The sequence below is a fragment of the Roseofilum acuticapitatum BLCC-M154 genome (assembly GCF_030068475.1).
Taxonomy (GTDB): Bacteria; Cyanobacteriota; Cyanobacteriia; order Cyanobacteriales; family Desertifilaceae; genus Roseofilum; species Roseofilum acuticapitatum.
Genome location: NZ_JAQOSP010000026.1, coordinates 47,411 through 70,402 on the forward strand (window position 1 = coordinate 47,411; position 22,992 = coordinate 70,402).

The following is a 22,992-nucleotide window of genomic DNA, read 5'->3' on the forward strand; positions in this document are numbered from 1 at the left end:
TCCCACGGGAGAGGGACTTGTGCCCCTTCTCCTGCGGGAGAAGGGGTTAGGGGATGAGGGCAAAATGCTGATTGCTTCAAAACGCCATATAAAATAAAAACAATAACCCGTTCAGTAAATAAAGCTTAACCGAACTCCTGATAATTATCCCATAAATCCGTAGTTTGACGCAAACTCTGATGGGAACCCTGACCTAAAATCAAGTGATCTAACAACGGAATACCTAACAATTGAGCCGCCTGTAATAACTGTTTTGTTAGCTCCAGATCCTCCTCGCTTGGTTCCGTGCTTCCCGTGGGATGATTATGGGCAATAATCAAACGACTTGCCCCTTGACGAATCACTTCTCGAAAGATTTCTCTAGGATGGGCTAAAGTTTCAGTAGCTGTGCCGATGGTAATTACTTTAGTGGCTAAAATTTGGTTTTTAACATCTAAAGATATCACTGCAAACTTTTCTTGATTTTGCCACATTAACTGATGACTCAAAACCGCCGCCGCTTCATCTGGACTCTTGATTTCTCGCTTGAGCGGGCGGCATTCAAACACCCGTTTTCCTAATTCGATGGCGGCTATAATGGTGGTGGCTTTAGCTGGGCCAATACCATGAATTTTAGTTAATTCTTGGGGACTAATATCTCGTAGGACTTCTAGAGCGTCGCGCTGCCCATCGCTGAGTTCTTTTAACAGATGTTGTCCTAATCCCATGGCCGATAATTTGCCTTTTCCTTGCCCGGTCGCTAACAAAATGGCAATTAACTCGGTTGCGGTCAAATGACTAGCTCCCAGCTCAAGTAAACGCTCGCGGGGGCGTTCGCTGATGGGCAGATCCAGCATCCGGATACTGTAGGTCATTTCAATTAAAATTAAAAGTTTTCAGGTTGGCGACAGCCAAAAAATTAAAAATTTAGAGTGATCCTGCCCTCTCCCTATATCCCTCTCCCACGGGAGAGGGACTTATGATCCCACAGGATTCACTCGTAAACATTGGCGGCTTTCAACATATGATAAGTAATCAAAAGTTGAGTGAGTGCCAAGGGATAACTTTGCAAAATTTCGCCGGTTGTGCCGACAAGTTTACCGATTTCGTCGTTGCCTTCTAAACTACAGAATTTGCCTAAATAAGGTACATCATTACAAAGAATTTTTTCCAGTTCTCTAACTTGTTCGCTGTTGGCATGACCGTCAACTTCTAAAACATCTACGGGTTTATTCATGTCTCGGTCTAATTCGAGACGAATGGCAGAACTGAGGTGCGATCGGCTCGGCTCTAAAATACCCGTAAAATCGGGGTGGGGAATAGTGGGGCGCATGACTAAACGCACATTTAACAAAAGGTCATTTTCCTCAGTTCCATCATTGGGAGGATAGAAGCTGACCACAATATCCGACCATTGCCGTTGGGGACGGATAAACTGCTCTGAGTCGGGTTCCCGTTTGCGGAGTTGTTCGATTACCTGTTCTTGAGTATATCCGCGCTTGCGGGTATCGCGCTTAATTTTCCACTGACTGCGGAGATCTTCGGGGGGAGCAAGATATACTTTCACGTCAAAGCTATCCCTAGCAATGCGGGTGGAATAGCTTAAGAGTCCTTCAACAATGACAAAGCGTTTGGGTTCGATATATTCGGGGGCATCGAACATCCCGGTATCATGGTTATAAATGGGTTTGAGGATGGATTGACCGGTTCGTAGTAGTCCTAGATGTTGTTGGATAATATCCAGATAGTTACAATCGGGGTGCAGTGCAGAGATGCCCATTTCTGCCCGTTGTTTACGGTCATATCGGTGGTAGTCATCCGTACAAATAACGGTAACGCTGTCTTCTCCAAGAACTTGAGCGATTCCTTTGGTTAAGGTGGTTTTACCAGCAGCGCTATCACCGACAATACCCAGGAGAATTGGGCGGTTAGAACTGTTACGAGTGGGCATGATTTAGGAGTACCAAGTCGAGGGATTAAGTTGCCTTATGATACCATGAATGGGGAATGGGAAAATGGGGAATGGGGAATGGGAAAAACCAATTCTTGAACATGGCGAATTGATGGCTATTGCTTTTTTGGTTCTAGAGAGACGGTAGTATCTGGGATGGGGAGGGGAGGACGGAGGAGAAAATAGGCGACTAGGCCAAAAAAGGGAATGAGACGAGTGACCCATAGTATTGTTGGATTATGCCATTGACGGCGCTTCATGTCATCGCCAACGAGCCAGGATTGAAAGAGGGAAAAGAAGAGTAGATCGATCGCAAAGGAATAGGCGAGGCGATCGCTTGATATAATTTGCATCAAATCTTGCCACCGTTGCCCCATATTACCGAATTCCGGTCTCGCAAACAGGGCCCAACTGACCGACAGAAATACAATTCCGGTTAAAAAGAGACTCCAACCGCGACTTTCTGTGACTTGTTCTAATGGGGATAGGGGGCGATCGCCCCATTCCGGATTACTGCGTCTAATCCCTAACCAAGGCAAATAAAACACATTGGTCAGAAAGGCAATACCCACTAAAAAGGGAAACATCGGCCATTTTTGACCCCGACCATCCACCAAAAAGCCCCATAATAATAAAGCCCAAGCCACAACCATATTAAATAACCCTTCTAAGGCCGGATGCAACAGGGGTGCAGAGTCCGGTAAAACCAAGGGAGTAATAAACCAAAAGTTTAAGCTTAAATCCCAAACTTCTTGCAGTAATTCGGCATTAATATGCAGCAAAGAGGGGCCGGGAGGTAGGTCAGAAAACAAGAGATAAACCACATAAACCAACCATATTGTCCAAATGAAAGCTTTACTCATGACTCATCATTCCTTTAAGCTACTTGATGAGAACACTGACATTTGGGCAACTTATTGAGTAATTCAGTGTCAGTAGTGCTAACTGGCGGAGGAGTTTCACCGGGTTCTAAAATGGCTATTTCAGCAGGGATGGGTTTTTCACTGGTCTGAATTAACCGTTGTTTAATGGTACTTAAGATAGATTGATTATCCACTGGCGATCGCGGTAAAGGTAAGTCTAAATTAGGCCAACTAGAGAGACTAATACAAGGACAAGTTTTAGACTCCATGCTACCAATGGTCATGGGAATGGGCATCACACAACGACAGCAAAGAATAATATCCCATTTGTCCGTGAGTAATTCGGCAATCCTTTGATCCGTATCTTCTAAATAACAGTCTCCTGATTCGTTAGCAAGGAGGGTTTGCCAACACTCTTCAAACGCTTTACTATAGCGATTTCCTTCTATGACAGGATGGGGAGAAAGAGAGCGATCGCCATTATGAATATAAATTTTGCGCCCTAACTGAAGCCAGTGGGCTAAATATCGTTTAACTTGGTCTGCTGATGCCATAAATAATTTAACCTGAATACAACTTATGAGGGTTTACATCCCTAATCGCTCCCCTTGTATTCCCATCTTAACCTTGATTCTCTCTGCCTTATGCCCATCGAAAGGGAGAAATTAAGTCAAAACAGCTTATAAAATTCTAAAGATTGGTCTTCAAAGGAGTTCCTAGCTGGGTTAAATTGAGGACATATCCTCCCGTAACTAGGTAAACTTGGTCAGCGATCGCCCCGACATGACGCACTAAGTTTCCCAGGCGATCGCGAAATTGGCGACCCAAAGGATAAGCCGGAACCACCCCCCATCCCGTTTCCTCCGCCACCAAAATCAGATCCGCTTGCGTCTTTGCCACCTGAGCTAAAAATCTTTGTTCCACCAATAACCAACCCTCTTCCTCTAGATCCAAACAATTCGCTAACCAAGTTCCTAAAGAATCCACTAAAAAACATTCTCCTTTCTGCCCCTTCTCCAAGCAGTGATTTAAATCCTCGGAAACCTCCCTTGTTTGCCATTGTGCAGGTCTGCGCTGTTGATGTCGCTCAATCCGCTCAACCCATTCCCGATCCGTAGGATCGAGGTGGGCTGTGGCCACATAAACCACAACTTTTTCACTCTGCTGGGCCAAAGTTTCCGCCCATTCACTTTTACCCGATCGCGCTGGCCCCGTTACTAATATAACGGTTCCTCTACTAGAAGCATCAGTTGGCCAAGTCAATCCTTTATATTCCCCATAAAAAACCAGGTACATTTAGTGTACCTGGTTAATCAACTTCTAAGCAGTATCTTTTATACGGCTGCGAAGTAAACTTTGGATTTTACCGGATCGGGGTTCATGGTTTTTTCACCCGGTTTCCAACCCGCAGGACAAACTTCATCGGGGTGAGATTGAACATATTGAATCGCTTGCAGCACGCGCAAGGTTTCATCAACGTTGCGACCAAAAGCTAAGTTATTAATGGTGGCATGTTGAATCACGCCTTCTTTGTCAATGATGAACAGACCCCTCAGAGCAATTCCAGCATCGGGATCGAGGACATTGTAAGCAGCGCTGATTTCTTTTTTGATATCAGAGACCAGAGGATAGTTCAGATCGCCAACACCACCGGATTTACGGTCGGTTTGAATCCAAGCTAAGTGAGAGAATTCACTATCTACAGAAATTCCTAGAACTTCAGTACCTAGATTTTTGAATTCTTCATAGCGATCGCTAAATGCAGTAATCTCGGTCGGACAAACAAAGGTAAAGTCTAGGGGATAGAAGAAAATCACCACATACTTACCCTTATAGTCAGATAGTTTAATCGTCTTAAACTCTTGATCGACCACTGCGGTTGCCGTAAAGTCAGGCGCAGCCTGGCCAACGCGGATACATCCTTCTGATTGAGTCATGTCTGCTTTCTCCGTTACATATTGTTACGAATCATATCATACTCATAGTCGTTATGACTCCTTTTTTTGCCAATTTTCCCTAATCTTGAGGAATGCATCCCATAAAAATCGCCTATACCCAGAAGATACAGACGATTTTGAAGACTATTTAATATTTCCATGGCTCGGGGCAGATTTGAACTGCCGACCTTGGGCTTATGAGTCCCCTGCTCTAACCAACTGAGCTACCGAGCCAAAACTCGCAACTTCACGATTATAACTTAATTGCGAGCCAAAAAGCAAGGCAGATCGGGAAAATTTTCCCGATCTAGCAATTATCAACTTTAACGATTGGGCAAATAGGCCATGGGATTAACAGCACCCTGTCCCGAAGGATGAATTTCAAAGTGCAGGTGAGGGCCGGTACTGTAACCGGTACTTCCCATTTCCGCAATTTGCTGTCCCTGGCGAACGGTTTGCCCCTCACGGACTAACAAACGGTTATTGTGGGCATAGCGAGTTAAACTACCATCTGGATGGCGAATATCCACCAAATAGCCATAACCGCCAGTATTCCAATCGGCATAATCTACCACACCAGGCGCAGCCGCAAAAATCGGCGTACCAATGGGCCCAGCGATATCAATTCCTCGGTGCATTCTACCCCAGCGCCAGCCATATCCAGAGGTTAACACTCCTTGAGCTGGCCAGATATAGCCATTCATGCGATGGCTATCGGGAAGATAACGCTCACCAGGCGCTAAGGGGGGAACTTCTGGAGAAACCATTTCCCCAATGGGTAACTTACTGGGGTCATAAGCATCTGGCCCTAGTGGAGCCACTGCTACATTTTGCCCCCCTCCAGAAGCTGGAGTTGTGGGAAGCGAAGGACTAGAAGAGCGATATTGCTCTTGTAAGCGCCGTAAGTCTGCTTCTAAGTTTCCACCAGAACTAGAACCTGAGAACTCTGGATTAACCCGCTCTACAGGGGGAGCCACCGGAGTCACTGGCTGCTGTACTGGGGTTGAGGGTTGAGTCAGGGGTAACGTCACGCTTGCCGGCTGATTTTGATACTGTTGGCGAAGCTGATTGAGTTCTGTGGTTAACCCTTCCACATAGGTACTATAAGAGTTTTCTCCACTAGAGGAGTTGGTAGACTGCTTTTGGGATGACGAATCATCGTTGAAGCTCACCAAAGCTACTGGTTGATTGGGATCAATTACAGATGAGCTAATTTGGGTGCTATTCATTCCTGGAATCAGGGCTGTTGCAGGAAATGAGTCTACGCTATGACTCTTAGGAATCTTGAGATTTTGATGGACTCGAATCAAATTGGGATTGGTAATGTGATTCACTCGCATTAACTCAGATCGCGTTACGCCATAGCGACGGGCGATCGCATCTAAGGTTTCCCCAGTTTGCACTTGATGCAGGATGGGTTGGGGGAAATTCGAGTTTGTCGGATTAAACGTAGAAGCAATCGGAGTAGAATTCAAGGAAGGGGCGATCGGCAACTGAGTTAGCTCTGGCTCCATCTGAGCTGAACCCAACTCCACTGGGGTCATTTCCTTGCTTTGATCTTTCGTTTGAGCCGAAGAGTCCTCAACTTCTGTCACCCTTGCTGCCGCTTCCGGCATCGGGTTAGCGTTTTCTAAGGTAGGAACAGCTTGGCTTTGAGGGAGCAGGGACTGAGTCGGGAATGTCTCAGTTGACGCAACCTCTGGAGATTCCGTAAACCCTTTCGATTGAGCCTCTAACTGCTCTAATGTTTTTAGCTCTCCTGCCGTTTGCCAGGTTAGAGAGGGGGCTACTGCTGACCCAGAGGTTTGAAACCGAGGTACTGCCAAGGACTGATCGACTTCCAGCTCATCTGGATTACTGAGCTGATTCGCTTCAATCAGAGCTTGGGAGTCCACGCCATGGGTTTCAGCAATTTTGTTGACCGTATCTCCCGATTGAACTTGGTAAACTTCTAGAGTAACTTTTTTCGGGGCCTCATCCACTTGAGGCACAGTCATGGGCTGAACTCTCACCTGGGGAGCAATTTTCACTTCCCCTGTCTCTGGGATGTTCCGCTCCTGCCAAGAGGGTTTAACTGCCGTGACTTCTGGTAGTTGCGCTTCTGTCGTCACCGGAATCACCGATTCCGATTGGACGGGAGATTCCTCTACAGCCACGCTTTGGAATTTAGGGGCAGTTTTTCCAGAGGGGAGAACAGTTAAAGTGCGGGATGATTCCGGGTTTACCGATTCTAGTAAAGTTACATAGCTAACTACCTCTTCTAAGGCGGCTTGCTCTTTTTCTTTCTGTTGTTCGGCCACCGGTTGATGGCTGGTTGATGCTGGAGTGAGGATCGCCGGAGCGGTGACCTTCATTCCCTGAGCTGGGACTTCAGAGGCAGATTGGCTCTTATTGTCTAGCAAGGGAGTTTCGAGAGGCTGCGAGCCGAGCATTGGGGATGTCTCGTTCAAGGTTTCCACTTGAGAAAACCCTTGACTTCCGAAGACCGCAGGCGCATTTCCCAGAGAAGCAGGTGCTGCTATAAACCCTGGAGAAGCTACTGTTGTGGACACTTCACGACCCGCTAAATTGGGTTGGGAAGTTAGATCAGTAGTTGGATTAGGGTCAAGCGCTGCTGGTTCTGCCGCTCTAGCCGCTTGCTGACCTTCTGGGAATAATAGGTTGGGAAAACCCATGGAAATCGCCGCCAAGCCAATCATGGCTGCCGATGTACACACCCTGCGGTTGCTATCTGGGGAAACCTGCTTCGAGTTACCTAATTCCGCTTGAAATACAGCGGTGGGAAGCAGAACCGATTGATTATCTTTCTGGGAATTTGCTCGTTTCAAAGAACGACCTCCTAATAGACGAGCGCTCAACAGTGTCTGAGCTATCTGAGTCAATATAACCTAACTTTCGTGATTTGAAACACTTAAGTTCGGAGATCGGAATCACAGACAATGTAATAGGCTTAGGCAAGACTACCTTGCTTTTTCAAATCTGACAAGCGTTAATTTTTGTTTCAATGATTCTAGCTCTGACTGGTTAAATTGTCATCCTTATCGATTATCTAGATTTTTGAAGGGTTTCAGGACTTTAAACCCCTATCAATAGACTTCTGATAGAAATTTCTTATTCAACTGACTCGATTGAGTTATAGATTAGAGCTTAAAGCCGATCGAGTTTACCCAGTTGCCGACGGGCTTCAAATAGTCCTAAAGCTGTACTGACTGAGAGATTGAGGCTACGGACTCCGGGTTGATCCATGGGAATTTTGACGACACAATCACAAGATTTGAGGATGTCTGGGGGCAAGCCTTGGGTTTCACTGCCAAATAGGAGCCAGTCATTGCTTTGGAAGGCAAAATGGATATAGTTGGTTGTGCCGGAGGTACTAAAGCCAATGCAGCGCCCTCCTTGAGCTTGTTGATGGGTGGTGAAGGTTTCCCAATCAACATGATAGGTGAGATCGACGAAGGGCCAGTAGTCTAGTCCGGCCCGTTTCAGATAGCGATCGCTAATTTCAAAACCCAGAGGGCCCACCAAATGCAGGGGAGTACGGGTTGCCGCACAGGTTCGGGCAATATTTCCGGTATTGGGAGGAATTTGGGGATGAACCAGAACGACCCTAACCATAGTCTTGAATGCTATCAGAAATTCTAATCAGAGTGAGCATGAGGTGGGTTTAAATTGGGGGCAATTACTTTTTGGCCAAAGATATTTTTTTAAGCTCCTAATGGATAACAGAGATGATCGGCCATGTCTTGTTCCTGTTGTGCTGTGGCGGCGATCGCCTTTTGCATCACTTGTTCCAGATTACCATGGACTTGATAATCCTTTAACCATCGTAAACTTTCATTGCCTTGGCGCAAAATCTTTTTCACGGGAGAGAGAAAACAACTAAATCCTTTTTGTTTGGCTACGGGCCAAACCTGATCGTAGAGTTCCTCGATCCACTCCCTGGCTAAAATAGAGCGTCCATCTTGCCAATGGACTAATGGGGCATCTAAACTCGATTGGGCGACGGCTTGTTCATTTTTAGTGGCTAAATGGACTAATTCTTGAGGATCGCCACCACCTAGGAGTAGGGGATCTAAACCGGGATCGGTAATGAGTTGCCATAAGCGAGCTTCTAAGAGGGCGGTAATGGCTAAAAGGGCGATCGGATCGGTGACGAGATCGCAGATTCTCAATTCTAGGCGATTGAGGGTATAGGGACGGCGATCGCCATTGGGACGGACAGAATTCCACAGATGACGTACATTTTGCATGGTTCCTTGGGCCAACTGTTCCTGAGTCCAGTCGATATAATGGCGGTGGCTTTCAAATAAGGGGACAAATTCAGGGGTTTGGGGAAAAACCTGCCAGCGTGTGGAATGGTAGCCAGTCACTTGGCCATTAAAAAAGGGAGAAGACGCACTTAAAGCCAGATAGAGAGGCGCTTCTAGGCGTACCAAACGACAGGCCCGCATTAACACTTCCGGGTCAGAAATCCCAATATTGATATGAATACTGGCGGTGACGACTTTAGTCCCATAAGTTTTTTCGATATACCCATGATAAGGATTATCGGGGTCGGAGCGATAAAAGCGATCGCCCCCACCCAAAGATAAGGTGCTGCCCGGAATCAGGGTATAGTTCCCCAACCCCTTCAGATAGTGGCGCAGTCGTTGTCGAGGCTGAAGCAATTCACACAACAAACGCTCATAACGACATAAGGGAGCGGTAGTGTACTCCACATTACGGCTATCGGGTTCGCGGACAAAACCATTGAGATCGGCCACAATGCGATCGGACAGCCCCACAATTTCGCCCTGGGGAGTCCCCGTGTACATTTCAATTTCAAAACCTTTGGAGAGGAGCATATTGATTCCTCAATTATTCTTGTTCTAGCTTATAGCGATCGCCCTCCCTCCGGAAAGAATAGCCATTCTCCATTTCTAGATCGGATGCACCTTGATTCGCCCGAATCGCCCCAGAAGAGGGCTTTACCCGCCATAACTGATCCAATTGGCTGGCAGGCATCGTTAAATACAACACATCTCCAGGGGTTAACATCGCCTCTAATAACTCCCAACTATGCATCACCTGATGATAGTTGGTTTCCAAATACAGGGGTACAAAATCCGCTTGCATGGCCGCCTCTTTCACCCGTTTACCGCAAAAGGGATGACTGGGGGTAATTAAAGCGGCCAGGGCTACCCATAAGCTTTCACCGGTCATGCCATTACCCAAAATTCTTCCTCCTAGGGCAGCAGCAGCAAAGGAAGGAGCGGCTAAATCTATGGGACTGAGAACGGAGTCGAGATCGAAAACCTGTTGGAATAACTTAGCAAAATGGGGGTCTTGGTTGCGGACAATCACCGGTAATTTAGGTACTAATCCCTTAGTGCTGAGGGCAATTTCCAGGTTAATGGTATCATCACTGGTTACGGCAAAGAGCGCTTCTGCCTTTTGAATATGGGCACTTTCTAAGGTGGTGGCTAAACAGGCATCACTAATAATGACAGGGACTTTCAGGGCATAGGCAGCATTGAGGAACCGACAGTTGGCATCGGGTTCAATCACGACTACTTCATAGCCTTTGCTATGCAGTTGGCGGACAATTTCCATACCAATACCGCCTAAACCACAAACAATATAGTGATTCTGTTGGGGAATGGGAGCAGTTTCTAGGAGTTTACGAAAGCGAGTGCCCAAAACCCAGTCATTGAGGAGGGCATAGCTAATCCCAACAATCCCTGCTCCCATGAGCATCATAAAGGCTGTAAATAACTTAATGGCAGCAGGAGCTTGTTCAGCTACGTCTTCTTGTCCCCCTGCACCGGTAATCATGCCGACGGAAAAATAGAGGGCATCAACGACGGGAATTTCCCAGTTGATAGTGGTATAGGTAAAGGTGGCAATCAGAATGGTTAGACACAGGAGCAAGGTGACTAGAACCGAGGATTGAAAATGTTGTTGAAATTGGCGTAAATAGGTAATGAACTTGCGGATTTTAGCCAGGATGGAGGTCGAAGCGGTTTTGGGGCTTGGTTCTGTGGCTAAAATGAGGCGATCGCCGATTTGTAATTCTCGGTTTTGCATCACCCCAGAGATGAGATCGGTTTTTCCATGGTGAGGAAGATAGTAAATCAGCATTCGATGGGAATTTTCCCACAGAGCGGTTAGGCTCGTTCCTCGCCATGGATGATTGGCATCAATATATTCTTCATAGATGGGCCAAGTTTGGTTGTAGAGTTTCAGTTGGCCAATGGCATGATTGCCAAATGCCGCAAAGACAAAGACGGGTGCAGCCAGGGAAGACACACTCATGGTGGTGTGTTGGGGTAGAGTGCGATCGAGGCGATCGCCTAAATTAGTATTAAATAGGCGATTGATCACCCGAATATGGGGATTTAAGATCCTCGCTTGCACCAAAATTGCTAAATTCTCGGCATCATCATCACTGGCAATCACCAAGGTATGAGCTTCTACGATTCCGGATTTTAGGAGGGTAGAGGCTGAACGCAAGTCACCCACGACGATATTGGTATTTTCGCCAGCAATCGGTTGGGTAGAGATGCCAATCACCACAGCTCCCTGTTGTCTGAGCAGGGAATAAATAGTGTATCCAGTACGTCCAAGACCACAAACGATAATTCGAGGTTTCATATAAAGGTAGGGTATCACCGTCACGAGCTGAATTCATCGGTGTTATCAGATTGAATCTTCCATTGTTGATGAGTATGGCCCCCTGGACTGTAACTGAAAACACCATCGGTGGGGCTAACTCCAGCTCTGGCCTGCTGACCTGACGGAAATCAGAGATAATGTTAAAGACTCCACTGGTTAAGTTTGAGGGAGGCGACTCATGATCTATCCCAGTTGGTTTATTTCCCATGGCGCTCCGGATGTCCTTTTACACTCACTGCCGGTGTTGGAATGCTGGCACTCTCTCTCTGCTGATTGTCCCATCCCTCAAGCCATTTTAGGGGTTTCCGCTCACTGGACAACTTCTGAACCCGTGGTTAGTGCTGCGACTGATCCAGAGACATTATATGATTTTCGTGGATTTCCGCCTTCTTTATCTGAGATCGTTTACCCCGTTTCAGGCGCACCCGAATTAGCCCATCAGATTGTAGAGTGCTTACAAGAAGCTGGCCTTACTTGTGCAATCACCCCACATCGAGGATTAGATCATGGGGCTTGGGTTCCCTTATCCTGTATTTATCCAGAAGCTCAGATTCCGGTTACCCAACTTTCGATTCAGCCCCATCGCGATCCAGCTTATCATCTAGCCCTGGGGCGATCGCTCTCTTCTCTGAGATCTCAAGGCATTCTCATCATTGCCAGTGGCTCAATGACCCATAACTTAAGCTATTTTGGCCAATATCCTCTCCATGCTGAACCTCCCTTCTGGGTACAAGAATTCGATCGTTGGATGGAAAAAACACTTCAAGATGGAGATTTAGAGCGCTTAACTCATTATCGCCAACTCGCTCCCTATGCGGTTGAAAATCATCCCACTGATGAACACTTACTGCCCCTATTTGTTGCCCTAGGAGCCGCAGGAGAATCCTGGAAATCTAAGCGACTCCATTCTAGTTTTACCTATGGTGTTTTGAGTATGGCTGCCTTTGAGTTTTGTTAGACTCTTGAATAAAACTTAGAGAAGCGCAAATACAAAAGAGTCTTGTTGAAATGATCTAATAAACTAAGTTTATTCTAAAAAACAGGTTTCTGACGGCTGCCTAAAATTCTCCCACTGAGGAACATTTCTGACTCCAATGGGTCTCTAGAAGCGTTGACTTCAGACTCGGAGTGGAGAAAATTGAGAACGTCCTCTATTTTCACAAAAGCCAATGTTAAAAAATCTGTCAGCCTTTTATTGCTTCTATTGGGTGTTTATGTGACTGGATTAGGCACTTGGATAAAAATTCAAACCACTTTAGCGCTGCGAGAATCTCCCCAACCGGAAGCTATTTTAATGTTGGGGGGAAATCATGAGCGCGAACCGTTTACGGCTCAATTTGCTGCCCAGCAAGAGTATCCCCTAGAAATTTGGGTTTCTTCGGGTGTGGGGCGTAAACAAGCGAGCCAAACTTTCCAAGATGCTGGAATTCCAGAAGAACGGGTTCATCTGGATTATCAGGCAGTGGATACGGTGACTAATTTTTCGACTTTAGTTGATGATTTGAAAGCCAAAAATATTCATCATGTTTATCTAATTACTTCCGATTTTCATATGCCCCGATCGAAGGCGATCGCGACGATTATTTTGGGGAGTCAAGGGATTGCTTTTACCCCCATAGAAGTGCCGTCTTCAGATGAAGGAGAATCACTGATGAGCATCGCCAGAGATGTCAGCCGATCGATTTTATGGACGTTAACTGGGCGTACTGCGGCGACGCTGAATCCTCAGTTTCATAAATTGCGTGCCCAGAATTTGAAAGAAGTTGAAGCGCTATAATAATTAACAACTATTAACTAGCACTTTGGCGCGATCGGAACGGCGCAAAACTTCAAAGTCTTCTGCATCTAATTCTACGGGTATACCACTGCGAATGAGTTCGGCAAAATTTTCATTAGGAACCATAATACAGAGGGCGTACATGCGCCCTTTTCCTGTATTTTCAATGATATGGGTTCCTGTGGGGGGAACCATCAAACTATCTCCGGCTTGAATGCTGACTACTTTTCCGTCACAATAGGCTAATCCTTCTCCTTTTAAGATAAAAAACATTTCTACGGCTAACTGATGACGATTGGGGGGAGTTTTGCCTCCTGGATCGAAAATTTCAATACAATAAGTTAAGGAAAAATCGGACATGGTGGGGTCAAAAACGATCGCCAGCCGATTGCTGTCTTTAGGGCTGATGCGATAGGCTTGGTATTCGGTGGGAGATTTGACCACTGGAATCATACAGTGATGTTTATTCATAATGTTATAAAATCGTAAAATAAGGGCTAACTTTAAAGATTCTCAATTCCCTGGATGATTGCTTCACTGTCACAGACAAAGCCAAAACATTGTTTGACATTATAAAGGGTGGCATCCCAACAATAGGAGGGTGAGGTGGTGGCGGTGCAGTCTTGGACTAAAATACAGTCATAGCCGAGAAAGTTGGCATCTTGTAAGGTACAGAGAACGCATTGATCGGCGTTGACTCCGGCAAAAAAGAGGGTGGTTTTGCCTAGGTTGCGGAGAATACTGTCGAGGGGAGTATCCCAAAAGCCACTCATACGGTATTTATCTACATGAATATCTTCCGGTTGGGGTATGAGTTCATCTACAATGGCAGCACCCCAACTGCCTGCTGTGAGTACCTGTGCATTGGTTTCGGGGAGGCGATCGCCTAAGCCAATCCCTTTCCCAGTAGGATTATATACATGCCTTAACCCGGCGCTGATGTTGAGTAGGTCAGGACGGTTCCCCCAGTTGAGCCAAATAATGGGGACTTTCTCGGCGCGTAAGAGGGGCAAAAGCTGATTTAATGGATCGATAGGCGATCGCGCTGGAGAAACATCGACCCCAATATGAGCTAACCAACCCTGGGGATGACAAAAGTCATTTTGCATATCAATCACCAATAGGGCAGATTTTACCAAATCGACCTGTAAGGTTTTGGTTTCGGCCATCAGGGTCATGATATCAGGAGGAATCGGAGGACGGGTAAGATCAGCCCTATCAGCATTGACATGCCAAGCATTGGGTGGAGTCCCCAGGGGATTTAGAGGTGGGTTCATGGGAGAGTTCTAGATCGAGTAAGGTTGCTCTAATTTAACCCTATGAAGCCCAGGGGAAGCTACCCAAAAAACCTAAAGAAAGGATAAAGGAGACTAAAAATGACCCATAAACCCGAATCACCCGTAACCTATAATGGGGGCTGTCACTGTGGATTGGTGAAGTTTCAGGTAGTGGTGCGAAAATGGGAGGCGATCGCCTGTAATTGCTCCATTTGTACTAAAAAGGGCTTTCTTCATCTGATTATCCCCCCAGAAGATTTTACCCTACTGCAAGGTAAAGACGAACTCTCCACCTATACCTTTAATACCGGTTTAGCCCAACATTGGTTTTGCCCTACTTGTGGCATTCATTCCTTTTATCGCGCCAGATCTCATCCCAATGATATTGATGTCAATCTACGCTGTTTGGATGATGTCAATCTTGAGGATTTCCAAATTACTCCTTTTGATGGACGCAACTGGGAAAAAAATGTAGAGCAAATTCAATAAAGTTAGTCCTCTACCATCGGATCTCGCCAAAAAACGATCGCCTCATTCAACGGTTGAATCTGAGTTCCGGGGAAGTAAAATTGCACAATTTGCTCCCCATTCCAGCCTAACTCGGCTAACCGATAAGCCCCCGTCTGACTCAATCCGACCCCATGGCCAAAGCCACCCCCGACAAAAGTATAGCCTTTTAGCATTTGGTTTTCATCCATCATTGGGTCAAGATAGAACAGGGTACTAATGGGAGGATAAAAAGCATTACGAATCTGGTCTTTACTAATTTCTAATGGCCCCTTATCGGTCTGCACTTCCATCGTTAAGACTCGACCCGATGGCGCTCGTTCCGTGACTTCCACGCGGTCAATTTTTTGAATTCCAGCCATAGGATGATTGCGGTTGGTCAAATATTTATTCAAAAACTCCGCCATTTCCGTTAAGGAAGTGCTATAACTCCACCGGAAACGGTTCCACCCTGTCTCATTAAATCCCTGTTTCAGATTGAGGAATTGCCGTAAATTGGCTTCATTCCCTAAACTTTTTTGCGATAAGTCCCAAATGGAGCCGGTAGAATCAACAACAGCTCGCAAATAGGGCCGCGCTTGACCATCCCAAACATCTTCAAAGGGAGCAGTCACACCACCAGTCGTGGAAGAATAAAGGGCATCCACTAATTCATTCTCGTAGGTAGCCACTAAAGAGCGCGTCACCGAAATTGCCCGGTCAGCTCTAGCAGAAGCATCCCCCAACCCCCAATAGACTTGACAATCTGTGGTGGCACAGAGTTCATAATCATCAATCGCAAATCGGCGTAGGTTTCTCAGGGTATAGGTTCGCGCTAGAATGGCTTGCGCTTCCACGGCTGCGGGGGGGGCTTGGGGGCCAATTTCATGGGGAACCACGCCCCGCAAATAGGTCTCTAAGGGGACAAAATTCACCAAGGTGTAATTGCCATAGGCATTGGGTTGCATTCGCAGAGAACCCCCATAGAGTCGGGTGGTTCCTCCGGTATGCACGACTTGAATCCGGTTATTGCCACTCTCGACTTCTAGGGAGCGCCGGTTATATCGATAACCATTCACGATCCAATAGGCTTGGGGATAGGTGCGTAAGACTTTTGTCTCGATATGGGCAATGGTATTGCCTTCAGATTTTAGGCTATCGAGCAACAGGCGGCGCAGTAGGGGGGTATTATAAACTTCGCGCTTGGCCCAAACTTGCCAGCGTTCCGGATTGGCAATTTCCACTTCTAAACCCCGTTCTTGCCATTTCTGGGCATCATGTTCGGCACTTTCAAAGCTGCGATGGGTGCTTAAGACGACCCTTTCCTCAACCATGGGTTGGGGTAGGGGTTTCATCTCGATCTGGAGTTTAACGCTATCGGTTTCTAGGGTGGCTTCTCCCTCTGTGGTGGCATAGCGTAGGGTGAGGCGATCGCCAGGTAATGCAGTTAAGGTTAACGTTTCCCCCACTTGATCGCCAAACCGTTGCTCAATCCCAATTTTGAGCAGGCGATCGACCTGAGACCATCCTGGAAGGGCCGACAACCCCACCATCGTCAGCGACATCATCGCCGCGCTCACCCATTTTGCAGGTTGAATTCCCATTGTTTTAAACCGAATCATAACGTTCTCACTCTCCCATCAGGCTGACATCTTTATACTGTACATAGATTCTGAATACTGCCAGCAAGCATTGTTCCACATTTATTTGGGGTAACTCAATACTTTGGCTGTTTTTTGCAATTCTATGGTTTGTATTAATTACATCAATTGCTCTTTTCTATAAAAAAAAGCAAAAGAGGTAGTATTATGAACAGTCGTCACTTAATGGAAATCTAATCCTAAATGTAGGGGTGATTCATGAATCACCCCTACAGATATAGCCCGAATGCGTAAGTCATGGTCTCCAATGTAACCTGTAGTGGACAAAAATATGCAAGCCCCCAACCCCTACCCATTTTTAATTTTTAATTTTTAATTTTTAATTGATATAACTTGCCCTTACCCCAAGACTATGGCAAAGTTTGAAACAGACTCTAACCATACACCCCACCATGGTCTTTCAACCCGAACCCGCCGAACAACTTAAACAACGCTTCTTCTACCAAGGACGTAAATTCAGCTTCGAGGGGTCTACCCTGCGCCTTCCCAATGGAGTAGTCGGCGACTGGGAATGCATCCATCATCCCGGAGGCGCTCTTGCTGTCCCCGTCACCCCAGAAGGAAAATTAGTCCTCGTGCGTCAATATCGCTTTGCAGCACAGGGACGCTTACTGGAATTTCCCGCCGGAACTGTAGAAATTAATGAAGATCCCGCCGAAACCATTAAACGAGAAATTGAAGAAGAAACGGGATATCGGAGCCATAAATGGCGCAAACTAGGGCAATTTTTCCTCGCTCCCGGTTATTCCGATGAAATTATTTATGCCTTTTTAGCCGAAGATCTCGAACCCCTGCCCAACCCTCCCCAGCAAGACGAAGATGAAGATATGGAAAATGTCTTAATGACTCCCAAAGAATTAGAACAAGCTATTATCGATGGGGAACAAGTGGATGCGAAATCGATTTCAGCCTTTGTTTTAGCCCGTCCCTTTTTGAGCTAATTTCTTGCCCTCTCTCTAAATCTCTCTCCCACGGGAGAGAGACTCCCCCCAGCGAAAACTGATAAGATGAAATGAAATTCATTATCCATTTTTAATTTTTAATTTTTAATTTTTAATTTTTAATTGAGATCACCTATGACTTCCTCCCCTTCCTCTGTCGAGAATTCTCGCGGCAAACAAAACGACTGGCAACTGTTAATGCGACTGGTTCCCTATGCCCGTCGCCATGGCAAGTTGTTGGCAGTATCTTTAACGCTATTATTGCCCCTTTCCTTGGCTAGTGCAATTCAGCCGTTGATTGTTGGGCAAGCGGTTTCTAAACTTAAAAGTGAGCCGACTTGGGATATTTTAGATTCTTTGTCAGTGTCGGCTAGTATTAATCTTTTAGCGGCTTTACTCCTCTTTACGATTGTCTTTCGCCTGCTGTTTGCTGGGGTGCAAGGCTTTATGATTCAAAAGGTGGGGCAGCAGTTAACGGCAGATATTCGGAATGATTTATTTGACCATGTGACGGCTTTGGCGGTTAAATTTTTCGATCGCACTCCCGTCGGCAGCCTCATTACCCGGTTAACTAATGACGTGGAAGCCCTCGGAGAGGTTTTTTCCACGGGGGCGATCGGTATTATTAATGATATCGTCTCTATTGTGGTTATTGGTGTGGTGATGTTTCGCCAGCAATGGCAACTGGCACTGCTGCTCATTGCCCTACTGATTCCCGTCACTTTACTGATTATTTACTTTCAACAGCAATATCGAGCTGCCAACTATCTCGCCAGAGAAGAATTATCCAAGCTTAACGCCCAATTTCAAGAAAACATTATCGGTATTGATGTCGTTCAACTCTTCCGCCGCGAGCGCTTTAACCAAGAACTATTTCGTAAAAACAATCAACGATTTATTGAAGCCATTGATAAAACAATCTTCTATGATTCTGGAGTTTCCGCCACCTTAGAATGGGTTGCCCTCGTCGCGGTTGCTGGCGTTTTGGGTTTAGGGGGAATGTTGATTTTACAAGATAAACTTACGTTTGGGACTCTCTCCGAATTTATTCTTTTTGCGCCTCGGTTTTTCGACCCCCTGCGCCGGTTTGCCGAAAAATTTACCATGTTTCAATCGGGATTTACGGCGATTGAACGGATTAATGAACTAATGAGCCAACCGATTGATATTCGAGATCCTGAAGCTGAAAAACGACAAAATTTACATACAGAAATATCGGAAAATAAACTCGGTGAAATTAGGTTTGAGGATGTCTGGTTTGCTTATAAAAATGATGAGTTTGTGATCAAAAACCTGGATTTCACGATTCGCCCAGGGGAAAAAATCGCCCTGGTGGGGCCGACGGGAGCGGGTAAAAGTTCGGTGATTCGTCTCTTGTGTCGCCTCTATGAACCTACCTATGGTCGAATTTTAGTGGATGGGGTTGATATTCGCTATTTACCTCAGCAAGAGTTGCGTCGTCATATTGGGGTGATTTTACAGGATGGTTTTCTGTTTTCGGGGGATGTGAAAAGTAATATTTCTCTGGGTGAATCCTATCCATTAGAGAAAATTGAGGAAGCGGCAAAACTGACGAATATTAACCGCTTTATTGAAGAGTTGCCCCAAGGGTATGATACCCAATTACGGGAGAGAGGAACGAATTTATCGAGCGGACAAAAACAGTTGTTGGCTTTTGCGCGAGTGGCGATTCGGAATCCGAATATTTTGGTTCTTGATGAGGCGACTTCTAGTTTGGATGTGGGTACGGAAGCGTTAGTTCAAGAAGCGCTCGATCAGCTTTTAATCCATCGGACTGCGATTATTATTGCCCATCGTCTGTCAACGATTCGTAATGTAGACCGAATTTTTGTTTTAAAGCAGGGGGAATTGTTTGAGACGGGAACTCATGAATCTTTGTTGGCTCAAAAGGGATTATATGCGAGTTTGTATCAGTTACAGATGTTAGGGACTTGAGGAAGGGTACAAGGGGCTTGGGGCCCCTTGTTGGTTACAGCAGTTTTCGCTGTTACGAGGTACATTAATGACTGTTTTGAACGATAGCTAAAATGGCTCAAAGTGCTACCCAGTCTGCTGTTTATTCCCCCCATTCCCCCATTACAGCGCTTCGCGCTGTAATGCTTTATTCGGGTTTAATTAGGATCGGACAACGATCGCCGAGTTCAAGGCTTCTACAAGAGAACGCACTACAGCAACCATGGCTATCTCGTTATCTAAGCGGTTAATGGCTGAACCTACACCAATGCCTTGAGCGCCACAGGCGATCGCCATGGGTGCGGTAACATTGGATAAGCCGGAGGCACATAATACGGGAACTTCTACCCCACGGGAAATTTCGTAGGCAGCAGCTAAGGTGGGAGCGGCTTTTTCAATTAAGCCCAATGTGCCGGAATGGGTGGGTTGACTGCTGGTTCCTCCTTCGGTTTGAATCACATCCGCACCTTCGGCAACGAGAGCCTGAGCTAAGTGGACTTGCTCATCTAAGGGTAAAATGTGGGGAACGGTTACTGAAAGCATGATCTCTGGAAGCAGCGATCGCACTTCTTGCGTCAGAGCCAATACTTCATCCGCCTCAAATCGCCGTCCTTGGGCATAGAAGGCATCAAAATTCCCAATTTCAATCAAATCGGCTCCCGCGTCCACTGCTGCCACAAATTTCTGCGGCTCCACGGCAGAAACACATAGGGGTAGAGCGGTTAAACTGCGACAAAGGCGAACTAAATCGGGATCGGCAGCGATATCGACAAAGGTTGCACCCCCGCGATCGGCAGCTTTTACGACCAGTGCAGTGCGATCGGCATCAAAATTCATTAACCCGCTAATCACTTTCAGCGCCCGTCCTTGGGCTAAAGCAGGTTGCAGTTGAGGAAGAATCGTCATAAGACCTCAGTTATAGACTTATCCTCAATATTGTGCCATTATCGATGTCCTTGAGAAGGGAAAGATTAGAATAGAGGGTATGGCACACTCGCAGATCCTCAGAGAGTAGTTATGGTTGCACAGTTAATTTCCGAAGCGCCCTTTTCCCTAGAGGACTTTACTCAGCATCCCCCAGACGGTATGGAGTGGGTTGACGGTGACTTAGTGGAGAAAGCAGGAATGACCTTAAGACATGGCAAAATTCAACTTAGATTAGCTCGTTGCTGGGAAGTTTATCAGGAGTCTAGCGGACAAGGGGGAGAAGTCTATACCGAAGTTCCTTGTCGCACCCATAAACAGGGGCGATCGCCAGATGTTGCCTATCTGACTCCCGAATTAGTCGCCCAATATGGCAATCTTCCCACCCTTCCCCAAAGCTTTCCCCTCTGTGCAGAAATCATCTCACCCACAGATACAGCCGATTTAATCCTCTTAAAAGCCACAGAATATTTAGAGTCTGGTAGCGAAGAAGTCTGGTTAGTTTATCCCGAAAGTCACTGGGTAATGGTCATTACCAAAGAAGGGGGACTCATGTTCGGTTCAGGACAAGAAGCCAAAACGCAGAAAATGCTTTCTGGATTTAGCATCGCGGTTGACGAGCTATTGGCTTAAAACGGTTAGAATAGCGATCGCTATTTCCTTGACTCCTTCTTTAACGGTTTCTGCTGACTATGGCCACTAAGCAGGAGTGTACCCCACTCCAACTTCTCACTAAGCATCTACAAAACAACCTCAATGGCAAACTCCCCTACGGGCGAGCCTTTCGGGTTCAGTGTTTGCTCCAAAAGGGCAGCTTAATGGTCTTAGCCCAACATACCCCGAAAATTCAACCGGATACTCAACAGATTTTTGCCCAACTTGAAGAGGATATCGCACATCATCGCCCCTTAGTCAGTCGTCAGGGGCGAATCTATGTGCGGGTAGCGGGACAAAAACGCCCCTATTTTTCCCAGTCTTTTAAGATTGAAGAGCAACCCCAGTTAGAAGGGACTTCTTCCCCCTCTCCGTCCCTTCCCCCCGCTCAAAAACCCTCTCGTTTATTTACCTGGGGTTGGGGAATGGGGGGACTTTTGGGACTGGCGATCGCCGCAGGAGCCATGTATATGATGACTCGTCCCTGTGCGATCGCCACCTGTATTCCCCTAGAAACCGCCCAACGTCTGCGCCAAGTCGCCATCCAAACCTCGGAAACCACCGATAACCCCCAAAGATTGGTACAAGCCCAACAACAGCTACAAGAAGCCCTGGCTAAAGCCAGAAGCATTCCCTTTTGGTCGCCCTATTTTCAAGCCTCCCAAGACTTTATCTTAGTCAATGAACTACATGCCACTAACCTAAATCGGATTGTCACCGCCTTTTCCCAAGCTACCCAAGCCGCTCAACTGAGCCTGAACCCGCCCCATCCTTTAACCACTTGGCAAGAAGTGGAACAACTTTGGCAAGGAGCCATACAAAACTTAGAACGAGTTTCTACCGCAGAAACCATTTATCCCTTAGTAGAAACTAAGCTCAAAGAATACGAACAAAATTTAGAAGCCATTCAAAATCGCATCCAAGTAGAGCAACAAGCCCAGCAGAATTTAGAACAGGCCAAACAAGCCGCCGATCTAGCCAAAACCCGCCAAGGAATTGCCCAATCTTTGCAGAATTGGCAACAGGCTTATGCCAGTTGGAATACAGCAATTAATGGCTTAAGAAACATTCCCCAAGGAACTCAAGCCAAGCTAGAAGCTAATCAACTTTTGGATGTCTATGAAACCCAGTTTCAAGCCAGTCGAGAACGACTCTTAAAAGAAGAAATTGCCAGTGACACCTATAATCAAGCATTAACTTTAGCGGATAAAGCCAAAGAATTTGAACAAAATGATGAATTAGCCTTGGCTGTCGGTCATTGGAGTCAAGCCTTAAATTATTTGCAGCAAGTTCCCACGGATAGTTTTTATTATAGTAAAGCCTCGCCCCTCGTAAGTGCTTACCAAGGATCATTACAGTCAGCCGAGCAAAAACTCCAGCAAGCTAATCGGTTAGAACAAGCCCGAAACGATCTCAATCAAACTTGTGCGGGTATGCCAAAAATCTGTGAATATACAGTGACTCAGAATTTATTGAAAGTCACTCTAACTTCTGATTATGTGAAAACGGTTCGGCAAACTCTGATGCAAGCTAGGGGACGTGGAGATTTAACGACATTTAGTTCTGTGGATGAGCATGTGCAGAGCGTTCAAAATGCCCTCGAAGATATTAGTCAAACGGCGGGTATTGCTTTAGAGTTATACGATCCGGAAGGGAAAATTATGGGCACTCATGTGCCGAATTAGGCAGATTATATCAAGTTCGCTTATTCATGTCCGCGAAGCGGAAATACCCTAATTAAAAATCCAGGGAGCAAGATGCTCCCACTCCAGTTATACAGCAGTTTTCGCGCTTTATGTGGGACATCTTGATCCCCCTTTCATGTCCGCTTGCGGAAAATCCCCCTTAAAAAGGGGGACTTTCCTATTCCCCCCTTTTTAAGGGGGGCAAGGGGGGATCTTTTCCTACTGTCCA

General features: G+C 46.3%; 21 protein-coding genes and 1 tRNA gene. 7 read left to right on the forward strand and 15 right to left on the reverse strand.

The features are described from left to right. Window positions 1-125: 125 nt before the first annotated feature. The 11 genes from radC to PMG71_RS04025 form a co-directional block, all read right to left on the reverse strand. Window positions 126-854 (reverse strand): RadC family protein, encoded by a 729-nt coding sequence (gene radC, locus PMG71_RS03975; protein ID WP_283752348.1) that lies wholly within the window; start codon window positions 852-854, stop codon window positions 126-128. 119 nt (window positions 855-973) lie between these two features. Further along, a complete protein-coding gene (locus PMG71_RS03980; RefSeq protein WP_283752349.1) occupies window positions 974-1,930 on the reverse strand; it encodes a phosphoribulokinase in 957 nt (318 codons plus the stop codon). Window positions 1,931-2,046: 116 nt separating this feature from the next. Beyond that, the gene (locus PMG71_RS03985; protein ID WP_283752350.1) at window positions 2,047-2,793 is read right to left on the reverse strand and encodes a hypothetical protein; all 747 of its coding nucleotides are present in this window, start codon (window positions 2,791-2,793) and stop codon (window positions 2,047-2,049) included. Window positions 2,794-2,807: 14 nt separating this feature from the next. Further along, window positions 2,808-3,347 (reverse strand): hypothetical protein, encoded by a 540-nt coding sequence (locus PMG71_RS03990; protein WP_283752351.1) that lies wholly within the window; start codon window positions 3,345-3,347, stop codon window positions 2,808-2,810. 136 nt (window positions 3,348-3,483) lie between these two features. Beyond that, window positions 3,484-4,089 (reverse strand): bifunctional adenosylcobinamide kinase/adenosylcobinamide-phosphate guanylyltransferase, encoded by a 606-nt coding sequence (gene cobU / locus PMG71_RS03995; RefSeq protein ID WP_283752352.1) that lies wholly within the window; start codon window positions 4,087-4,089, stop codon window positions 3,484-3,486. 38 nt (window positions 4,090-4,127) lie between these two features. Continuing rightward, window positions 4,128-4,730: a peroxiredoxin gene (locus PMG71_RS04000; RefSeq protein WP_283752353.1), complete on the reverse strand. Its 603-nt coding sequence runs from the start codon at window positions 4,728-4,730 to the stop codon at window positions 4,128-4,130. Window positions 4,731-4,890: 160 nt separating this feature from the next. Continuing rightward, a tRNA-Met gene (locus PMG71_RS04005) sits at window positions 4,891-4,964 on the reverse strand. An 89-nt stretch (window positions 4,965-5,053) separates the two neighbouring features. Continuing rightward, window positions 5,054-7,558 (reverse strand): peptidoglycan DD-metalloendopeptidase family protein, encoded by a 2,505-nt coding sequence (locus tag PMG71_RS04010; RefSeq protein ID WP_283752354.1) that lies wholly within the window; start codon window positions 7,556-7,558, stop codon window positions 5,054-5,056. Window positions 7,559-7,877: 319 nt separating this feature from the next. Next, entirely contained in the window at window positions 7,878-8,345 is a 468-nt protein-coding gene (locus tag PMG71_RS04015) for a tRNA (cytidine(34)-2'-O)-methyltransferase (RefSeq protein WP_283752355.1), read from the reverse strand. An 89-nt stretch (window positions 8,346-8,434) separates the two neighbouring features. After that, complete coding sequence (gshA, locus tag PMG71_RS04020) at window positions 8,435-9,574, reverse strand: glutamate--cysteine ligase (RefSeq protein ID WP_283752356.1); 1,140 nt, start codon at window positions 9,572-9,574, stop codon at window positions 8,435-8,437. 13 nt (window positions 9,575-9,587) lie between these two features. Then, complete coding sequence (locus PMG71_RS04025) at window positions 9,588-11,363, reverse strand: potassium channel family protein (RefSeq protein WP_283752357.1); 1,776 nt, start codon at window positions 11,361-11,363, stop codon at window positions 9,588-9,590. Between the two features lie 199 nt (window positions 11,364-11,562). Here PMG71_RS04025 and PMG71_RS04030 point away from each other — a divergent pair, with 199 nt between their 5' ends. Further along, window positions 11,563-12,342, forward strand: coding sequence for a DODA-type extradiol aromatic ring-opening family dioxygenase (locus tag PMG71_RS04030; protein ID WP_283752358.1), 780 nt, complete (start codon window positions 11,563-11,565; stop codon window positions 12,340-12,342). Window positions 12,343-12,522: 180 nt separating this feature from the next. Next, window positions 12,523-13,161 carry a YdcF family protein gene (locus tag PMG71_RS04035; protein ID WP_283752359.1) on the forward strand — a complete coding sequence of 213 codons (639 nt, stop codon included), beginning with the start codon at window positions 12,523-12,525 and terminating at the stop codon, window positions 13,159-13,161. Window positions 13,162-13,164: 3 nt separating this feature from the next. On the opposite strand, the gene PMG71_RS04040 is transcribed toward PMG71_RS04035, so the two are convergent. Further along, window positions 13,165-13,632, reverse strand: coding sequence for a cupin domain-containing protein (locus PMG71_RS04040; protein WP_283752360.1), 468 nt, complete (start codon window positions 13,630-13,632; stop codon window positions 13,165-13,167). Between the two features lie 32 nt (window positions 13,633-13,664). Continuing rightward, entirely contained in the window at window positions 13,665-14,438 is a 774-nt protein-coding gene (locus tag PMG71_RS04045) for a cysteine hydrolase family protein (protein ID WP_283752361.1), read from the reverse strand. Window positions 14,439-14,537: 99 nt separating this feature from the next. Here PMG71_RS04045 and PMG71_RS04050 point away from each other — a divergent pair, with 99 nt between their 5' ends. Beyond that, window positions 14,538-14,927 carry a GFA family protein gene (locus PMG71_RS04050; protein ID WP_283752362.1) on the forward strand — a complete coding sequence of 130 codons (390 nt, stop codon included), beginning with the start codon at window positions 14,538-14,540 and terminating at the stop codon, window positions 14,925-14,927. Window positions 14,928-14,929: 2 nt separating this feature from the next. Here the strand turns inward: PMG71_RS04050 and PMG71_RS04055 are convergent, their stop codons facing one another. After that, the gene (locus tag PMG71_RS04055; protein WP_283752363.1) at window positions 14,930-16,546 is read right to left on the reverse strand and encodes a SpoIID/LytB domain-containing protein; all 1,617 of its coding nucleotides are present in this window, start codon (window positions 16,544-16,546) and stop codon (window positions 14,930-14,932) included. Window positions 16,547-16,977: 431 nt separating this feature from the next. Between PMG71_RS04055 and PMG71_RS04060 the strand changes: the two genes are divergently transcribed. Next, complete coding sequence (locus PMG71_RS04060; protein WP_283752364.1) at window positions 16,978-17,526, forward strand: NUDIX hydrolase; 549 nt, start codon at window positions 16,978-16,980, stop codon at window positions 17,524-17,526. Between the two features lie 135 nt (window positions 17,527-17,661). Then, the gene (locus PMG71_RS04065) at window positions 17,662-19,482 is read left to right on the forward strand and encodes an ABC transporter ATP-binding protein (RefSeq protein ID WP_283752365.1); all 1,821 of its coding nucleotides are present in this window, start codon (window positions 17,662-17,664) and stop codon (window positions 19,480-19,482) included. Window positions 19,483-19,662: 180 nt separating this feature from the next. Here the strand turns inward: PMG71_RS04065 and PMG71_RS04070 are convergent, their stop codons facing one another. Next, window positions 19,663-20,406: a DUF561 domain-containing protein gene (locus PMG71_RS04070; RefSeq protein WP_283752366.1), complete on the reverse strand. Its 744-nt coding sequence runs from the start codon at window positions 20,404-20,406 to the stop codon at window positions 19,663-19,665. Window positions 20,407-20,517: 111 nt separating this feature from the next. Here PMG71_RS04070 and PMG71_RS04075 point away from each other — a divergent pair, with 111 nt between their 5' ends. Both PMG71_RS04075 and PMG71_RS04080 read left to right on the forward strand, forming a co-directional pair. Then, entirely contained in the window at window positions 20,518-21,057 is a 540-nt protein-coding gene (locus PMG71_RS04075; protein WP_283752367.1) for a Uma2 family endonuclease, read from the forward strand. Between the two features lie 59 nt (window positions 21,058-21,116). Beyond that, window positions 21,117-22,763 (forward strand): hypothetical protein, encoded by a 1,647-nt coding sequence (locus PMG71_RS04080; protein WP_283752368.1) that lies wholly within the window; start codon window positions 21,117-21,119, stop codon window positions 22,761-22,763. Window positions 22,764-22,992: the final 229 nt, after the last annotated feature.